This is a genomic window from Nocardiopsis trehalosi NBRC 14201 (assembly GCF_001552555.1).
Taxonomy (GTDB): domain Bacteria; phylum Actinomycetota; class Actinomycetes; order Streptosporangiales; family Streptosporangiaceae; genus Nocardiopsis_B; species Nocardiopsis_B trehalosi.
In genome coordinates this window covers 13,072-29,375 of sequence record NZ_BCRK01000064.1, presented here as the reverse complement: position 1 = coordinate 29,375, position 16,304 = coordinate 13,072, and the positions used below count along the sequence as shown (strand labels likewise).

At 73.0% G+C, this 16,304-nt stretch carries 15 protein-coding genes; 9 read left to right on the top strand and 6 right to left on the bottom strand.

Features of this window, described 5'->3' with window-relative positions:
• The 7 genes from NT8_RS13665 to NT8_RS13640 all read left to right on the top strand — a co-directional run.
• Positions 1–266: acetyl-CoA carboxylase biotin carboxyl carrier protein subunit (locus NT8_RS13665; RefSeq protein WP_305082638.1), on the top strand; the 266-nt coding region annotated here is incomplete at its 5' end.
• 185 nt (positions 267–451) lie between these two features.
• Positions 452–1,177 carry a hypothetical protein gene (locus NT8_RS13660; RefSeq protein WP_157515778.1) on the top strand — a complete coding sequence of 242 codons (726 nt, stop codon included), beginning with the start codon at positions 452–454 and terminating at the stop codon, positions 1,175–1,177.
• Positions 1,174–2,643, top strand: coding sequence for a hypothetical protein (locus tag NT8_RS13655; RefSeq protein ID WP_067968711.1), 1,470 nt, complete (start codon positions 1,174–1,176; stop codon positions 2,641–2,643). Before NT8_RS13660 ends, NT8_RS13655 begins: the two co-directional genes overlap by 4 nt.
• Complete coding sequence (locus tag NT8_RS13650; protein WP_067968707.1) at positions 2,633–3,997, top strand: hypothetical protein; 1,365 nt, start codon at positions 2,633–2,635, stop codon at positions 3,995–3,997. The genes NT8_RS13655 and NT8_RS13650 overlap by 11 nt, the downstream gene beginning before the upstream one ends.
• Before the next feature lie 469 nt (positions 3,998–4,466).
• The gene (locus NT8_RS31470) at positions 4,467–4,616 is read left to right on the top strand and encodes a putative leader peptide (RefSeq protein WP_369406300.1); all 150 of its coding nucleotides are present in this window, start codon (positions 4,467–4,469) and stop codon (positions 4,614–4,616) included.
• Positions 4,617–4,736: 120 nt separating this feature from the next.
• Positions 4,737–6,179 carry a dicarboxylate/amino acid:cation symporter gene (locus NT8_RS13645; RefSeq protein WP_067968703.1) on the top strand — a complete coding sequence of 481 codons (1,443 nt, stop codon included), beginning with the start codon at positions 4,737–4,739 and terminating at the stop codon, positions 6,177–6,179.
• A gap of 147 nt (positions 6,180–6,326) precedes the next feature.
• Positions 6,327–7,586 carry a chemotaxis protein CheA gene (locus NT8_RS13640; protein ID WP_174549569.1) on the top strand — a complete coding sequence of 420 codons (1,260 nt, stop codon included), beginning with the start codon at positions 6,327–6,329 and terminating at the stop codon, positions 7,584–7,586.
• A 79-nt stretch (positions 7,587–7,665) separates the two neighbouring features.
• On the opposite strand, the gene NT8_RS13635 is transcribed toward NT8_RS13640, so the two are convergent.
• Both NT8_RS13635 and NT8_RS13630 read right to left on the bottom strand, forming a co-directional pair.
• Positions 7,666–8,910, bottom strand: a complete 1,245-nt coding sequence (locus tag NT8_RS13635; RefSeq protein ID WP_067968701.1) for a C45 family autoproteolytic acyltransferase/hydolase — start codon at positions 8,908–8,910, stop codon at positions 7,666–7,668.
• Positions 8,911–8,992: 82 nt separating this feature from the next.
• Positions 8,993–10,381 (bottom strand): NAD(P)H-quinone dehydrogenase, encoded by a 1,389-nt coding sequence (locus NT8_RS13630; protein WP_067968698.1) that lies wholly within the window; start codon positions 10,379–10,381, stop codon positions 8,993–8,995.
• Positions 10,382–10,693: 312 nt separating this feature from the next.
• Between NT8_RS13630 and NT8_RS13625 the strand changes: the two genes are divergently transcribed.
• A complete protein-coding gene (locus NT8_RS13625) occupies positions 10,694–11,164 on the top strand; it encodes a gamma-glutamylcyclotransferase family protein (protein WP_369406299.1) in 471 nt (156 codons plus the stop codon).
• A 74-nt stretch (positions 11,165–11,238) separates the two neighbouring features.
• Here the strand turns inward: NT8_RS13625 and NT8_RS13620 are convergent, their stop codons facing one another.
• The 4 genes from NT8_RS13620 to NT8_RS13610 all read right to left on the bottom strand — a co-directional run bounded on the left by NT8_RS13620 (position 11,239) and on the right by NT8_RS13610 (position 14,522).
• On the bottom strand, positions 11,239–11,508 hold the full coding sequence (locus tag NT8_RS13620) for a hypothetical protein (protein ID WP_157515776.1): 270 nt from the start codon (positions 11,506–11,508) through the stop codon (positions 11,239–11,241).
• Positions 11,509–11,660: 152 nt separating this feature from the next.
• A complete protein-coding gene (locus tag NT8_RS29340) occupies positions 11,661–12,206 on the bottom strand; it encodes a hypothetical protein (protein ID WP_157515774.1) in 546 nt (181 codons plus the stop codon).
• A complete protein-coding gene (locus NT8_RS13615) occupies positions 12,206–14,089 on the bottom strand; it encodes a polymorphic toxin-type HINT domain-containing protein (RefSeq protein WP_067968691.1) in 1,884 nt (627 codons plus the stop codon). The genes NT8_RS29340 and NT8_RS13615 overlap by 1 nt, the downstream gene beginning before the upstream one ends.
• 70 nt (positions 14,090–14,159) lie before the next feature.
• Positions 14,160–14,522, bottom strand: a complete 363-nt coding sequence (locus NT8_RS13610) for a hypothetical protein (protein WP_067968688.1) — start codon at positions 14,520–14,522, stop codon at positions 14,160–14,162.
• A gap of 485 nt (positions 14,523–15,007) precedes the next feature.
• Between NT8_RS13610 and NT8_RS13605 the strand changes: the two genes are divergently transcribed.
• On the top strand, positions 15,008–16,189 hold the full coding sequence (locus NT8_RS13605; protein WP_067968686.1) for a PI-PLC domain-containing protein: 1,182 nt from the start codon (positions 15,008–15,010) through the stop codon (positions 16,187–16,189).
• Positions 16,190–16,304 lie beyond the last annotated feature (115 nt).

The window sequence follows — 16,304 nt, the reverse complement described above, 5'->3', positions numbered from 1 at the left end:
CCCGCCGGTCACGGCGGGGCGGCGGCGCGTCCGGCCCGGCGGCGGGTGGCGACGCCCTGGTGTCCCCGATGCAGGGCACGGTGGTGAAGGTCGTCGCCGAGGACGGCAGCGAGGTCGCCGAGGGCGACACCGTCGTCGTCATCGAGGCGATGAAGATGGAGCAGCCCCTGACCGCCCACAAGGCGGGCACGGTCACGGGCCTGGCCGTGGCCCCCGGCGACGGCCTCGCCAGCGGCGCCGTCGTCTGCGAGATCAAGGACGCCTGACCGCCCCGGCCCCGGCTCCCGTCCGTCCGGCCGGGCGGACGGACGGGGGCCGGGCGCCAGTGGGAGCGCCCCGCGCCCGTGCCGTGGTCCGCGCGGGCGGGACCGGGCCGGAACGGGTGGCCGGCCGCCCGGTCCCGCGTCCCCCCACTCTGGGCGGGTGCACGTTTGTTCTGTACGCTTCTGCGGTGCTTCCTTCCTGCCTCCGCGTGCTGCTGGCGGCCCTGGCCGCGGCCGCGGCGTGTGCGCTGGTCCCGGCGGGCCCGGCCGCGGCCGCGCCGCAGAGCACCGCGGCCTTCTACGCCGAGCGCCTCGCCGAGGACCCCGTCTACGTCAGCGACCACCTCGCCGGGCCCGGGGTGGAGGAGACCCGCTCCGGGATCGCCGCCGCCACCGCGCGGCTGGACGTCCCCGTGCACGTCATCGTCGCCCCCGCTCTGGGTGAGGACTACGACCTCCGCCCGCTGCTGGCCGCCGTCCACGACCGCGTCGGCGAGGACGGGGTCTACATCGCGGTGACCGGCGACATCTCGCTCCAGCTCACCGGCGCCGCCTACGGGGTCCCCATGCCCGGCCTGGACGACGCGCTCCTGGAAGCGAGCTACCGCGACGCCGGGGTGGTGGGCCTGATCGAGCGCGCGGTCGACAACCTGCTGTCCGGCGAGGCGGCCGCCCGGCTCGAACGCGCCCAGGAGGCCTCCCGGGAGGAGAACGAGTCCTATGAGGAGGACGGCGACAGCGGAGGCGGCATGTGGGCGGACCTCGCCGACGACCTCGACTCCGAGAGCGTGGTCGGCCGCAACAACATCGGCTTCTCCGCCGGAATCCTCGGCGGCACGGCGGCCGTCCTGATCGGCTACGGCGTCCACCGCGGCGTCCGGGCCGTCCGAAGCCGGAAGGCGGACCGCACGTGAGACCCCCCGCGACCGCGCCCCGGCGCACCGCTGCCGGGCCCGCCCGGACCGCGCTGCCCGCCCGAGCCGCCCCGTACGCCCGCCCCGCCCTGTACGCCCGGACCGCCCTGGCCACCGCCGCCGTGCTCGCCGCCGCGCTCACCGGCGCCGCCCCCGCGAGCGCCGACGGGTACGCCCCCTCGCCGACCCCCGATCCGCCCTACGTGCACGACACCGGGCGCGCCGCGCGGGTCGCCGAGGCACTGCGCGAGGACCCGGTCTACGTCGACCCCGAGGCCGTCGGCCACCTCGCCCAGGGCGAGGAGGCGCGCGTGGAGGCGCTGGTCTCCGACGCCGGGCACCCCGTGTTCGTCGCCGTCGTCCCGTCGACCTACTACGACGAGTCCAACGGCGACCCCGAGCTGTTCCTGCACGCCCTCCACCACGAGCTGGGCGAACCCGGCGTCTACGTGATGGCCGACCCCCGCAGCGGGGCCATCGGGCCGTTCGACCTGACCGCGCTCGCCTTCGACGTCCCCGTGGACCCCTACGAGGCCCTGTGGATCGACTACGAGGACATGCCCGACGGCGAGCTGCCGACGGCGGAGAACGAGCTGCTCACCGAGCAGGTCGGCACCCTCGTCCGGCGGATCCGCGACGCCCCCGAAGGGACGGCGTCCTCACCCACCCCCTACTTCGTCGACGAATACGACGACCTGCCCCCCGAGGAACCCACGGACGCCGACTACCTGACGGACCTGTTCCCCGGCATCATCGTCGGGATCATGCTCGGCCTCATGCTCCTCGGAGCGGGGCTGCTGGTCGGCGTCGCCGTCCGCAGCCGGCGGGAGGTCCGCGCCGCGGTCCCGGCGGGGGCCGAGGACGGCATCCCCCCGTTGCTGCGCGCACGCTCCGCGCCGCGGGTCGCGAACCCGCGCCGCCTCACCCGGATGCTCCACGCGGAGCTGCGCCGGCTGGCCCGCGAGATCGAGCGCGCCCCCGCCGACCACCCCAACCACTCGCGCGCGGTCGCCGCCTTCGACGCCGCGACCCTCATCGACAAGGGCGACCACGACGCCACCTGGACCGTCGGCGCCATCACCATGGCCCGCGCCGCCCGCGCCGAACTGACCGTGGACGCGCCCGCGCGCACCCCCGCGTTCTGCTCCGTCAACCCGCTGCACGGCGCCTCGGTGGACCGGTGGCCGACGCCGTCCGGGCGGAACGGCCCCATGGCGAAGAAGACCCCCAAGGCCCGCGCCACCGCGCGCCGGGCGTCCGCCGCCCTCGGCGACCGCCGCCTGTGCGCCCGCTGCCGGGCGCGCTCCGACCTCGGCGACCCGGTGGCCCAGCGCACCCTCCAGGTCCACGTCGACGGGCGGCTGCGCCAGCACGACACCGTCGACGGCTTCTGGAAGTCGACCGCCTACGGCCGCCACACCCCCGACCTCGCCCGGCGCGTCCTGAAGGAACTCGATGCCGACTAGCCTCCTCCGCCCGCTGCCCGCCGCGCTCCGCGCCGCGCTGGCCACCGCCCTGACCGCCGCCCTGGCCCTCGGCGGCGCCCCCGCCGCCGCCGAGCCGAGCCCGGCCGGTCCCGGTTCGGCCGAGCAGAGCCCCGCCGAGCAGAGCCCCGCCGATCAGAGCCCGGCCGAGCGGATCGCCGAGGGGCTGCGCACGTCCCCCGTCTACGTCGACCCCTCGCTGGACGCCGCGCTGCCCGAGGAGCAGCGGACGGAGCTGGCCGCGCGCATCGAGGCGACCGGCAAGCCCATCTACGTGATCGTCGTGCCGCTCGTCGCGGGCGACGCCTGGGGCGGCGAGCCCGAGCAGCTCATCGGGGCGGTCCACGACCGGCTCGGCGCCGACGGCTCCTACCTGGCGTCGGAGCTCGGCTCCATGAGCTGGATCACCGGCGTCGACTACGGCACCGAGACCGAGCACCAGGCCGCCGACGCCGCCCAGGCCGTCAGCCTGGACGATGACGTGGACGACACGTCCCTGTCGGCCATGTTCACCCGCACGGTGGAGATCATCGACGCGGGCACCGGCACCGCCGACTACGAGCGGGAGAGCGACGAACTCTCCGCTGAGGCCGACGGCTGGGGCGGCGCGTCCCTGCCCGGCACGGGCGGCGGGTCGTCCGGCGGCTCCCTGCTGCCGTGGCTGGTCGCCGGCGGCGCCGTCGTGCTGCTGGTGGCGGGCGGCTCCTGGCTGCTGGTCCGGCGCCGCCGCGCGCCGGTGGCGCCGCGCCTGGTCGCGTTCGACAACGCCGACCAGGCCCGCCGCACCGAACTGCGCGCCGAGGTCGAGCGGGAACTGGTCGACCTGGGCGAGCGGCTGGCCGCCACCACCCTCTCCGGCGGCGACGCGCGGGCCGCCGCCGACCATAGCGCCGCCCTCGACGCCCACCACGCCGCCGGCAAGGCCCTGGACGGCGCCGACGACACCGCCGACCTCGCGGGCGCGCGGGTGCTCCTGCACCTGGGCGAGGACCTGCTGGCGGCCGCGCAGGCGCGCGACGGCGGGCAGAAGGTCCCCGGGCAGCGGCGGCACTGCTTCTTCAACCCGCTGCACCCGACGTCGACCCGGCCGGTCATCTGGCGTGCGGTGGGGACCTCGCGCAAGGTGAAGGTCAACGCGTGCACGGACTGCGCGGCGGCCATCAAGGGCCACCGGGCGCCGACCGCGCTGCCGGTGCGGCACGACGGCGAGCGCGTGCCCTACTACGAGGTCCCGGCCGAGGAGAGCGTCTGGTCGGCGACCGGGTACGGCAACCTCACCACCGATTCCGCCGACCTGGTGCGCCGCGTCCTCCGCGGCGACCTCCGACGGGACTGACCCCGGCCGAACGCGGGCGGGGCGGCCCCACCGACCGGCGTGCCCGCCGGAGGCGGACGGCGTCGGGAGTCGGCGGCGCCCCCGTCGACGCGGCCGAGCGGAGACGGCACGGGGCGGGACGGCCGCTCCATGCGGAGGACGACGCGTACGACGGCGGCCCCCTGCGGGTCGGTCCGACCGGACGTCGGCCCGGAGCCGGGGCCGCCCGTCGGCGCGGCCCCGGGGAGCGCGTCCAAGGGCAGGACCCGGCCCGATCACCGCCGTGGCCCCGTCGGCGCGGCCACGGGACCGTCCGCCGGGGGCGGAGCACCCGCCGGACCGGGCCGCAGGCGCCGGGAGCAGGCCGGACGTCCCACCGGGGGCACCACGTCCCCCACCCCCCGGTTCCGGTCATCATCCGGCCCCGGTTTCCGGTCGACCGCATGCCGGGCACGGCCACCGGGAGCTGGGCAATCCGACATTACGGACAATGGTGACCGGATTGACACCGCAGGCCACGGGAATAAATCGGTCGTGCTGGCTATTCTTCACACTTGTGACGAATCTTTGGGGCCTCACCTCGCGACGGCACGTCGACCTGTGCCGCGTCGCGAGCCAGGCGTGTCGACGCTCGCGCTGACATCACCGCCACACCATCCCCCGTGAGCGCACGCCCCGAACGGCGAGGCGCCATCGTCCACCGGAGCCTCCCCGCCACCCGCGGGCCGCCCGGTCACCGCCCTGCTCTTGGAGTCACCCCGTGCTATCCGCACTCCGGCGTATCCCCTTCGCCGTCCAGGTCCTCGCCGCCCTCGTCATCGGTATCCTCCTCGGCGTCGTGGCCGTCCAGCTCGGCGGCACCGCCGACGACCCGAACTGGCTGGCCGTCACCCTCGACACCATCGGCTCGACCTTCGTCACGCTGCTGCGGACGATCGTCCCGCCGCTGATCCTGCTCGCGGTCGTGTCGTCCATCGCCAGCCTGCGCAACGTCACCAACGCGGCGCGCCTGGCCGGCCAGACGATCCTCTGGTTCGCCATCACCGCGCTGGTCTCGGTCCTCATCGCGATCGGGCTCGGCCTGCTCATCCGGCCCGGCGTCAACAGCGGGGTCGACCCGTCCAGCGCCGGCGCCCCGGAGACGCACGGCTCCTGGATGGCGTTCCTGGAGAGCCTGGTCCCGAGCAACTTCCTCGGCCTGACGGCCGGCACCTCCGACGACGGCACCGGCGCCCTCACCACCTCGCTCGACTTCAACGCGCTCCAGCTCATCGTGATCGCCATCGCGATCGGCGTGGCCGCCGTCAAGGTCGGGTCGGCCGCCGAACCGTTCCTGGCGTTCACCCAGTCGGCGCTGAAGATCGTCCTCAAGGTCCTGTGGTGGATCATCCGCCTGGCCCCGCTGGGCACCATCGGCCTGCTCGGCAACGCGGTCTACAGCTACGGCTGGACCACCATCGGCGCCCTCGGCCGGTTCACCGTGGCCATCTACATCGGCCTCGCCCTGGTGATGTTCGTCGTCTACCCGCTGCTCGCGCGGGTGCACGGGCTGTCCGCGATCAAGTTCTTCACCGGCGTCTGGCCGGCCGTCCAGCTCGGGTTCGTCTCGCGCTCCTCCATGGGCACCATGCCCGTCACCGAGCGCGTCGCCGAGACCAACTTCGGCGTCCCCCGGCATTACGCCTCCTTCGCCGTCCCGTTCGGCGCGACCACCAAGATGGACGGCTGCGCCGCGATCTACCCGGCGATCTCGGCGATCTTCGTCGCCCAGTTCTTCGGCGTCCAGCTCAACATCACCGACTTCCTGCTGATCGCGTTCGTGTCGGTGATCGGCTCCGCCGCGACCGCCGGCACCACCGGCGCGACGGTCATGCTCACCCTGACCCTGTCGACCGTGGGCCTGCCCCTGGAGGGCGTCGGCCTGCTGCTCGCCGTCGACCCGATCCTCGACATGGGCCGCACCGCCACCAACGTCGCCGGCCAGGCGCTGATCCCGGCGGTCGTCGCCAAGCGCGAGAAGATCCTGGACCTGGAGCGCTACAACGCGCCCCGCGGCCTCGACGGGTTCGTCGACCCGGAGTTCACCAGCCCGGCCGAGGCCGAGGCGGCCCGCGCCGACGCTGAAGGCGGCACCGACGGCGACGGCACGGCCGGCGGCGACCGGGTCGGCGCCGGCTCCACCGCCGCGAGCCCGACGCCCTGACCCGCTCCGCACCGCCACGGGCGGCCCGCCCCTCCCGGCGGGCCGCCCGTAGTGTGTGAGGTGACAGCCACCCGCGCCGCGGGCCGGGGGGAACCATCCCCTCTCCTCATTCGTCACTAGGGGATGAGGGAGGCGAGAGGAACGATCATGTTGCGCCGCTTGGTAACACCCGCCCTGCTCACCGCAGGACTCACCGTGGTCATGGCCGCCGCGCCGGCCTACGCCGACGCCCCCGGCGGCACCGAGGTCGCCGGCGACCTGCGCGACGACCACGTCTTCATCGAAGAGAGCATCTCCGACGTGTTCCCGCAGGCCGAACAGGACGTCCTCGTCCAGTCGGCCGCGGACTCCGAGGTCCCGGTCTACTACGTGCTGCTGCCCGAGGGCACCTTCTCCTCGGAGAGCGCGCTGGACTCCTACCTCGACCCGATCATGGCCGACGTCGGCGACGGCGTGTACGCCGGCTTCGTCGGCTCCGAGGGGTACTTCGTGAAGTCCCCCGACCTCGACCCCTCGGCGCTGCGCGAGATCCAGAGCGACGCGTTCGCCCAGGGCGGGGGCAACCAGATCGACACCCTCGCCGCGGTCCCCGAGGCCGCCGAGGCCGAGCAGTCGGCCGACGCCGCCTCCGGCGTGTTCGGCGCCGTCCTGCTCGGCGTGCTGGTGCTCGCCCTCGCGGGCGGCGGGCTCTTCCTCTACAGCTCCAAGAAGAAGCGCGAGGCCCAGAAGGCCAAGGAGCTGGCCGAGATCAAGCAGATGGCCACCGAGGACGTCGTGCGCCTCGGCGAGGACATCGCCCGCCTGGAGATCGACGTCGCCAAGGTCGACGACCCCACGCGCGCCGACTACACGCACGCCATGGACTCCTACGACCGCGCGAAGGCCACGCTCGACTCCATCCGCGAGCCCGAGCAGGTCCAGCAGGTCACCAACGCCCTGGAGGACGGCCGCTACTACATGGTCGCCACCCGGGCGCGCATGAGCGGCGAGCCCGTCCCCGAGCGGCGCAAGCCCTGCTTCTTCAACCCGCAGCACGGCCCCTCGCAGCAGGATGTCATGTGGTCCCCGCCCGGCGGCACGCAGCGCGCGGTCCCGGCCTGCCCCGTGTGCTCCCAGGCCGTCCTGTCCGGCCACGACCCCGACGTCCGCCTGGTCGAGGTCGACGGCCGCCGGCGCCCGTACTACGACGCCGGCCCCGCCTACGCCCCCTACGCGGGCGGCTACTACGGCATGGACATGATGACCGGCATGTTCGCCGGCATGATGATGGGCTCGATGATGGGGTCCATGATGGGCGGCGGCATGATGGGCATGGGGATGGGCGACCCCGGTGCCGGCGACCTCGGCGGCGGTGACGTCGGGGGCGGCGACTTCGGCGGGGGCGACTTCGGCGGTTTCGACTTCTGACCGCTCCCCGCTCCGCACCACGGCGGGGCCCCGGCCTTCGGGTCGGGGCCCCGCCGTCGTCGTACCCGGGGTCCCCGGGTCAGGCGGCGCCCAGCAGGCCGGCGTAGTCGCCCTCGGTGTAGGGGGCGGTGCACGGGTTGCCGTCGGCGATCCACATGCGGCGGGCGGTGAGGTCCATGACCACCGACACGAGCGTGGCCGACCGCTCCGGTTCGGGGCGGCGCGGGTCGGGGTGGGCGCACACGCCCAGCGGGTACTCGGCGTGGTCGCGCAGCGCGGCCTGGAACCGCTCCGGTGTGGCGCCGCCGCCCGCCAGGCCCGCCCGCAGCCGCGCCGCGCGGAACAGGGTGCCCGCCGACAGCTCCCGGTTGAGGTCGCGGCCGGCCAGGCGGGCGTCGGTGAAGTGGTTGGCGTGCACCAGCACGCCGCCGGTGCCGAAGTCGAGGAACAGCCGGTCGCGGCCGCCCGGGGCGCCCTCGGCGTCGACCGCCGCGCCGTCGGCGTGCGCGATCAGGTAGTTGGCCGAGGACGAGCGGGTGTGCGCCTCCAGGAGCAGCAGCGCGTCGGAGGCCCGCTCGGCGTCCAGGCAGGCGCGCAGCGCCACGTGGTAGGGCAGTCCGGGCTCGCCCCGGTCGAACTCCGACACCAGGGCGTTGGTGGTCACCCCGACGCCGGCGGCGTTCATCCCGGTCTTGGCGAGCAGGCCGGCCTCGACGGCGGTCACGTAGGCGGGGCCGTCGTCGCGTTCGACCTCCAGGACGACCAGCGAGTCGGCCGACGACGGCTTCCAGTCCCAGTTCTGGCCGAGCAGCACGTGGCCGCCGGCGGACGCCTCGGGCAGCACGGCGGCCGCGGTGCACTCCGCGGCGGGAATCTGCGGGCGGCCCTCCAGGCTGCTGCCGGGGGCCGACGACGGGGTGCCGGAGGCGGCGCGCGGGGCGGTGCCGGCGGTGGGGGTGGTGGTGGGGGTGGCGCCGGCGATGCCGGGGGCGGCGCCGGCGGCGCGGCGGCCGGTCATCGCCGCGGCCATCCCCGAGAACATCAACTCGGTGCGCACGTTCACGGCGAGCACGTCGGCGTAGTCGACGCCCGCCCCGTCCGCGATCCCGCGCATCTCGCGCAGGTAGTCCTCGCCGACCTCGGCGATGGGCGCCTCGAACGCGGCGGCGCGGCGGCGGGCCTCCGCCCAGTCGAGGCCGGCGTAGTGGTCGAACAGGCGGGCGTAGGCGGCGAGGGTGGCGGCGACGCGTGCGCGCGCCTGGCCGCCGTAGGCGCGGCCGCGCTCCTCGGGGCCGCCGCGGACGCGGATGCGGGGGTAGGACACCGGTGCTCCCCTTCGTCGGACGTCGGAACGGGCTCGTCCGGTCGTCCTACCCCGAGCGGGGCGGCGGACGCCCCCGCGGCGGCTACTCCGGCGACGCCTGCATGAGCGACCGGGCCGCCTCGGTGACGCTGCCGGACAGCGACGGGTACACGGCGAAGGTGTGGGCGATCTCGTCGACGGTCAGCCGCTGCTGCACCGCGATCGACACGCCCAGGATCAGCTCGCTGGCGCGCGGGCCGACGATGACCCCGCCCAGCACGATGCCCGTGTGCTGGCGGCAGATCAGCTTGACGAAACCGTCCTTGCTGTTGTTCATCTTGGCGCGCGAGTTGGTGTCGAGCGGCAGGTTGACGATGCGCGCGTCCACCCGGCCCGAGCGCACGTCCTCCTCGCTGACCCCCACGGCGGCCAGCTCGGGGTGGGTGAACACGGTCGACGCGACGGTGGACAGCTTCAACGGCGACACCGCCTCGCCGAGGGCGTGCCACATCGCGATGCGGCCCTGCATGCCGGCGACCGACGCCAGCATGTTCACCCCGGTGCAGTCGCCGGCGGCGTACACGCCCGGGGTGGACGTGCGCGACACGCGGTCGACCTGCACGAACCCGCCCCTGTCGAGGCGCACGCCGGCCTCCTCCAGGCCGAGGCCGTCGGTGTTGGGGATCATGCCGACGGTCATCAGGCAGTGCGAGCCGGTGACCGTGCGGCCGTCGGAGAGCGTGACGAGGACGCCGTCGCCGGTGTTGACCACCGACTCGGCGCGGGTGTTGCCGAGCACCGTCATGCCCTGGCGGCGGAACACGCCCTCCAGCACCTCGGCGGCGTCGGCGTCCTGGGTCGGCATGACGCGGTCGCGCGACGACACCAGGGTGACGTTGGAGCCCAGGCCCTGGTAGGCGTTGGCGAACTCGGCGCCGGTGACACCCGAACCGACCACGATGAGGTTCTCCGGCAGCTCCTCCAGGTCGTAGAGCTGGCGCCAGGTGAGGACGCGCTCGCCGTCGGGCTTGGCGGTGCGCAGCTCACGCGGGTGGGCGCCGGTGGCGACCAGGACCACGTCGGCGGTGATGCGGCGCTCGCCGACGGCGACGATGCGCGGGTCGACCAGGCGGCCCTCGCCGGGGATGATCTCGACGCCCTCCTTGACCAGGCGGGCGGCGGTGTCCTCGGACTGGGCGCGGGCGAGGCGCTTGACGCGGTCGTTCACCTTGCGCATGTCGATGCCGACGCTGCACGCGCCGCCCTCGGCGGTGGCGCCGCCCACGTTGATGCCCAGGTCGGGCGAGTCCTTGATGTAGGTGCTGCGGACGGAGGTGGCGATCAGGGTCTTCGACGGAACGCAGTCCGTGAGGACGCAGGCGCCGCCGATGCCGTCGCGGTCCACCACCGTCACGTCGGCGCCGAGCTGCGCGGCGACCAGGGCCGCCTCGTAGCCCCCCGGCCCGCCACCGATGATCACGACCTTCGTCACGTCCGACTCACTCCTTCTCACGGCCGGGCCACCCGAATCGCCCGGACGCGCCCGGTGCCGATGGTCCTCCGCCTGCGTCTTCGCACACCTGTCACTGCCTCCATTCTCCGCCATGCCGGACGGAGACCGGACGGCGGCCGGGTCGCGGCAGGGTCTGCGACCGGGCCGCGACGGTGCAGCGGCCAGGCGGCGACGAGGGCTTCGACCGGGCCGCGACAGGGCTGCAACGGTGCGGCGGCGGGCGGCGACCGGGTCGCGACGGCGCGGCAACGGGCGGCGGAATTCCCACGGGGACGCCCGCCGCCACGTACCATGAGCCGCGTGCCCCTGTACGCCGTCTACGGCAGCTACCTGGACCCGGGCCGGATGGCCGAGCAGGCCCCCCGGTCACCCCTGTGGAGTACCGGCTGGCTGGAGGGCCGGCGGCTGACCTTCGCGCCGGCGGGTCGACCGGCGAGCGACCCTGGCCTGGTCGGCGGCGTCCTGCCCACCCTGGCCGAGGACCCGGGGTCGAGCGTGTTCGTCGCGGTCTACGACGTCCACGAATGGGACGAACCCAACATCGCGGCATGGGAGAACACCGAACCGGGCGTCTACACCCGCGCCCGCGTCCGCGTCCACACCCTCTTCGAGGGCGCTCCCCCGGCCTGGACCTACATCCTCGACACCCCCGAGGGCGGCCTCCCCACCCCGGCCCAACTCACCACCCTCGCCACCGCCGCCCAAAAAGCCGGCGCCCCGGATTCCTACCTGACGGACCTACTGACCCGCCCGAGCCTGTAGGGGCGGTGGGCACGCTCTCCGCGCGCGGCGGGCGCTGCGGCGGCGGGTCTCACGTCGGTGGGCGCCTCCGCCTGTTAGAAGCTCGATCCGCCGTCGCACGCGCGGTACTTGTCCAGGAAGTGCCCGTAGGCGGCGTCGACCTCGTCCTCCGGGACGAGCGGGTCCAACTGCGGATCGAAGACCTCCAATATCCGCCTGCTCTCACCCAGCGGCATACCGAGGTCGTTCCGCATCACCATGATGAAGTTCAACGGGCTCGTGACACACGCCTCCGACTCCTTGAAGGCCCGCATCACCTCCATGACCGTGGCCCCGCCCGCCACCAGCCGCCTGAGACTGGGCATCGAGCGCGTCATACCCCCACCGCCCCCCCGAGCACGCCGAGGCGCATCGCCCCGTGGGCAGGATTCCGCCCATATGGACGAGCACCGATCCCCATAGGCACGCTCCGGATGCACCTGCCACCCAAAAAGCACTAGATCCGCGAAACCGAGCATCACGGGAGAAATGGCAGAACTTCCCTCCAAGTCGCTAAACGTCGTTCAATGTCACTTCTTCCAACAGAATCGGAGATCAACAGCGCAGGCTTAACAAGATTCTTCGAACGCCTCAGCTTGCGGATAGTATCAATGTCCAGTCTTCGCCATTCCGGTGAAACTCTGCGGGCAAACTCATCGGAAACAGGAACCTTGGCAAAGAACAAATCGATAGCACGGTCCGCATCTAGGATTTCTATCTCCGATCGAGGCGGCACCCTCTGCAGCAGTGCGGCAGTGAGGTACAATCGGCGAGTTGTGACCTCCTGGTCATCGACGTCGCCCGACTCGACTGCCGCAGAGAAAACATAAGAAAACGCCGCAGCACAGTCCGCCCACGCGTCTTCCGACATCTCCTCGCACGCGTCAATGACCCTAGGGGCGAGCATCTGTGCGACACCCAACCACTGCCCCGGGGCCAAATCTCGAACCGTCGGCCGACCTTTCGACAGCTGGCCGCACAGATCCTCCGAACTCATGCCCATGAGACCGCGAAAAGCGTCCATCAGAACGTTATCCCCGCATCCTCGAAGGCCTCTCTTCCGATCTGCAAACTTTCACTTGACGGCAAGAAGTGGCCACTGTGATTGTTGATCTCAAGGCCGAAGTACCCCAAGTCCGCCGATCCCGATATATCCGCTTCTCCGGCGGCCAGCACCGGCTCTCCTCGACTGAGCACCGAATGTGATATTTCCGTGGTGGCGACAAATTTTGGCTGCACCACTAGGGTTCCATCCGTCAGAACCGCCCACTTGATAATCCCACCATCGATAGTCGCATCAAAGTCAGGAGACCCAGGCGAGGTCGGCGTCACACCCAGCCGTTCCGCTACAGCGAGTTCCGACTCAAGGTCTTCGGGCATCGTGTTCTCGAACTGCTCGCACGTACTATTGTGCGCCAGCACGGGAGTATCTCCGGCGAACACGTAGTAGGTGTGGAGGTCGTCCACGGTGAGGTTGTGGACGCGCTGGTCGGCGGCCTCGTGGACGTCGACGGCGGTGATCTGGGTCCAGGTGCCGGTGGAGGTTCGCAGCCAGGTGCCCGGAGAAAGGTCGATGGCGTCGACCCAGGCGGCGCGGTCGGGGACCCAGAACGGGTGCTCGTCGGTGGCGGTGAGGGTGTTGGTGCCGTCGCCGGTGTCGATGGTGATCGTGACCAGCGTCTTGGCCCCGTCGCCGGTGATGGTGTCGGTGACCTGGCGGGGCCCCTCTTCGCCGGTCAGGGGGTCGAAGGCCAGCACGTCATCGCCCGCGGCGACGTCCTCGATCGGGGCGGTGGTGCCGTCGGCCAGCAGGACCGGGGTGCCGGGCAGGAAGCTGTTGCCGGTGGGGCAGGACGGGCTGTCGGAGTCCTGGTCGCTGTCCGAGTCCGAGTCCGAGTCCGAGTCGCTGTCGCTGTCGGTGTCGCCGTTGGTGTCGGGGTCGGGGCGCTGCGGGGGGCCGTCGGCCAGGTGCTCCAGGCCGGGGTCGGGGGTCACGTCGGGGGTGTCGGGGGCGTTGGGGACGTCGGGCAGGCGCAGCGGTACCCGGGGGCCGGGCATCGCGTCGAGGCCGACGTCGAGGAAGGAGTCGGTCAGCGCCTCCACGACCTCGCCGTTGGACCACTGCTCGCGGCGGTCCTCGCTGGCGAAGTAGGCGGGCAGCCCGAAGGACATCGGGGAGTCGAGGTAGGCGTAGAAGGCCGCGTCCCCGAGCACGCCCAGGCCGGCTTCGACGTACTCGCCGTTGCGCCAGGCGTCGCCGTACTCGGCGACCGACTCCATGGCGGCGCTGTGCACGTCGTCGTGGATGCCGGTCAGGATGTTGGCGGCGGTCTCGTCGATCGGGGTGGTGAACAGTTGCACGGCGCCGTCGACGGCTTCCTGGCCGCGTTCGCCCAGGCGGTTCAAGACGCGCTGGTTGACCTCGGCGGCGTCGCCGAGCAGGTCGCCGGCCGAGGTGGCGAACTGGTCGAGGCCGGGCAGGTGCGCGCCGGGCAGGAAGGCGGCCACCCCGCCCAGGGGCGCGGTGCCGGCCGGTGCGTCGGGGGCCGGGTCGTCGGCCGGGACGATGGTGGGGCGCTCCCGCCCGGTCGGCGGTGGCCGGTCGTCGGCGGGCCCGTCGCCGCTTGCGGGGCGGTCTGCGCCCTGCCCGCTGTCGGGGCTCGGGGTGTCCGCTGCGGGGGTGTCGCCGCTGGTGCCGCTGTCCGGCCCGGGTTGCTGGTCGGTGGGGCCGTCGGCCTGGGGGGCGCTCTGGCCGACCGATTCCACCGCGTCGGTGATCATCTGCTCGATGCGGCCGGTGATGCCGGAGCCGATGACCACGGAGGCGATCGCGGCCACGAGGAGGATGACGGCGGCGTACTCGACGTAGCCGGCGCCGCGTTCGGGGTCGTGCAGCCTTCTCAGCATGGGGGGGTCACCGTGGGGGGTCGGCGGGCGGGCGAGGGCTGAAGGAAGGCGCTCGGGGGTGCGCCGGGGGTCAGTGGCCGGTGAGGTAGGCGCGGGAGTCGGGTCGCAGGGTGAGGAAGCAGATGAGCGCGGGGATGATGAGCTGGGTGACCGCGCCGAGGTCGCCGCCGAGCATGCCCACCAGGGTCATCAGCATGGCCACGGCCGCGTACCCGCACAGGACGTACACCAGCCACGCCCGGCCGGGCGCGACGAGGAAGCCCAGGATCAGGGTGAGCACGCCCTGGCCGACGTAGGCGAGGTAGGCCGACATCAGCGACGTCGTGTCGACCCCCTGCGGGATGACCAGGCCGAACACGGTGAGCCCGATGCCGGTGGTGAGGAACAGCAGGACGCGGACGGCCTTGAGTTCAGTGGGCAGGGCTCGGGACACGGGGGCGCGGTCTCCTCACGGGCGCAGCGGTGCGATCGGCGAATTCGTCCGGTTATCGACGGTGAACAACCGTAGCGTTGTGCGATACGCGAGTGAAGCTGTTATGCCGCTTATGGCCTGTCATGGACACGAGGTAACCACGGCGTGGTGACAATCGGTGTCCGTGCGCGGACCTCCGGACCCGTGAAGTGGGCGGCGCTTTCCGGGCCTTCCACGGCCCGACGTTCGATGAGGTCGCTGACATGGGCCCAAGGTTGGGCCTTGGTTTGGGCCTGTATGCCCTGTCATGCCCTGCTCATGGGGCGGATACTGCGCGAGGGCCCGCCTCGGGGCCGAGGACGGCCCGTCGTCTCCGGCGCTCTTGGGCCGGCGGCTCTCCCGGTCGGACGTGCTCCGGGCACGGGACCGCGACTGATGGAAGGTGGTGCCCCGTGCCGGGCGGTTCGGCTCGATACAGGCGGTGGTCGACCGATCGCGGCGCCTCCATGGCCGAGTATGCGGGCACGGTGCTGCTGGTCGCCGCGATCCTCGGCGGGCTCACGATGACCACGGACGTGCCGAGCCGGGTGGCGGACTTCTGCATCGCGGCCGTCTGCCGGGTGGCGGGCGGCGAGGACTGCCCGCTCGCCTCGGCCGACCAGGCCGCCGGCGGGTCACCCGACGAGGTCCGGCCCCTGGCCGCCGCCCCGGAACCGGAGCCGGAGCCGATTCCGGACGAGCGCCGCCCGCCGCGCGACCCGATCCCGAAGCCCGGCTGCGCCGACCCCGACGCGGAGTGGGCCGAGGGCCTGCACGCGCACAACGACTACGAGAACGAGACCCCTCTCCAGGACGCGCTCGACCAGGGCGCCACCAGCGTCGAGGCCGACATCTGGCCCTACAGCGAGGACGACACCTGGTTCGGCGAGGAGCACGACCCGATCACCTACGACGAAGGCGACCTCGTCCTCAAGCACGACCCCACCGACCGGCCCCGCGGCACCCTCCAGGAGACCTACATCGACGCGCTCAACGAGCGGGCCGAGCGCAACGGCGGAGAGATCTACCCGGGCCGCGACGAGCCGTTCCAGCTCGTAATCGAACTGAAGGGCCAGGAGACCGAGGAGGACAAGCGGCGGGTCTACGACGCGACCCTGCGGCAGATCGAGGACCTGCCCGACGACGTCCACGTCGTCTTCAGCGGGGGCCGGCCCAGCGACGAGTACGTGCTCGCGAACAAGCCCGACAACGTCAGCTTCGACATCGCCCCGGTCAACGGCTGCGAACTGCCGCCGAGGGTCAACGTCGACAGCCCCGAGTACGACCGCGAGTACGCCGCGAACTTCACCATGCTCAACGGCGAGTGGGGCAAGGGCCACTGCGGCGACCAGGGCAACAACAAGATCGACGACCGCGAGCAGGCGGAGCTGAACCGGCTGGTCGACCAGGCCCACCGCTCCGGCCTGCGGGTGCGGTTCTGGGGCGGCCCGGACGAGCGGTACCGCGACGGCTCCAACGGCGACTTCCTCCCCTGCCACGGCCAGGTCGTGCCCGGCCGCCAGGAGTGCGAGGGCGAGGCCCGCGTCGACTACTGGGAGGCCCTGCAGGAGGCCGGCGTCGACTTCCTCAACACCAACCACCTGGGCATGGGCGAGCGCTGGGTCCGCAGCTGCGGCACCGAGACCTGACCGGCGGGGCACGACCGGGCCGCGCGGCGCGCCGACGCCGTTCCGCCGACCCCCGCGTGCGGCCGCGTCCGCCGCCCTGGCGCCGCGCCCTATGGCAGGCGATCCTGCCACCCCG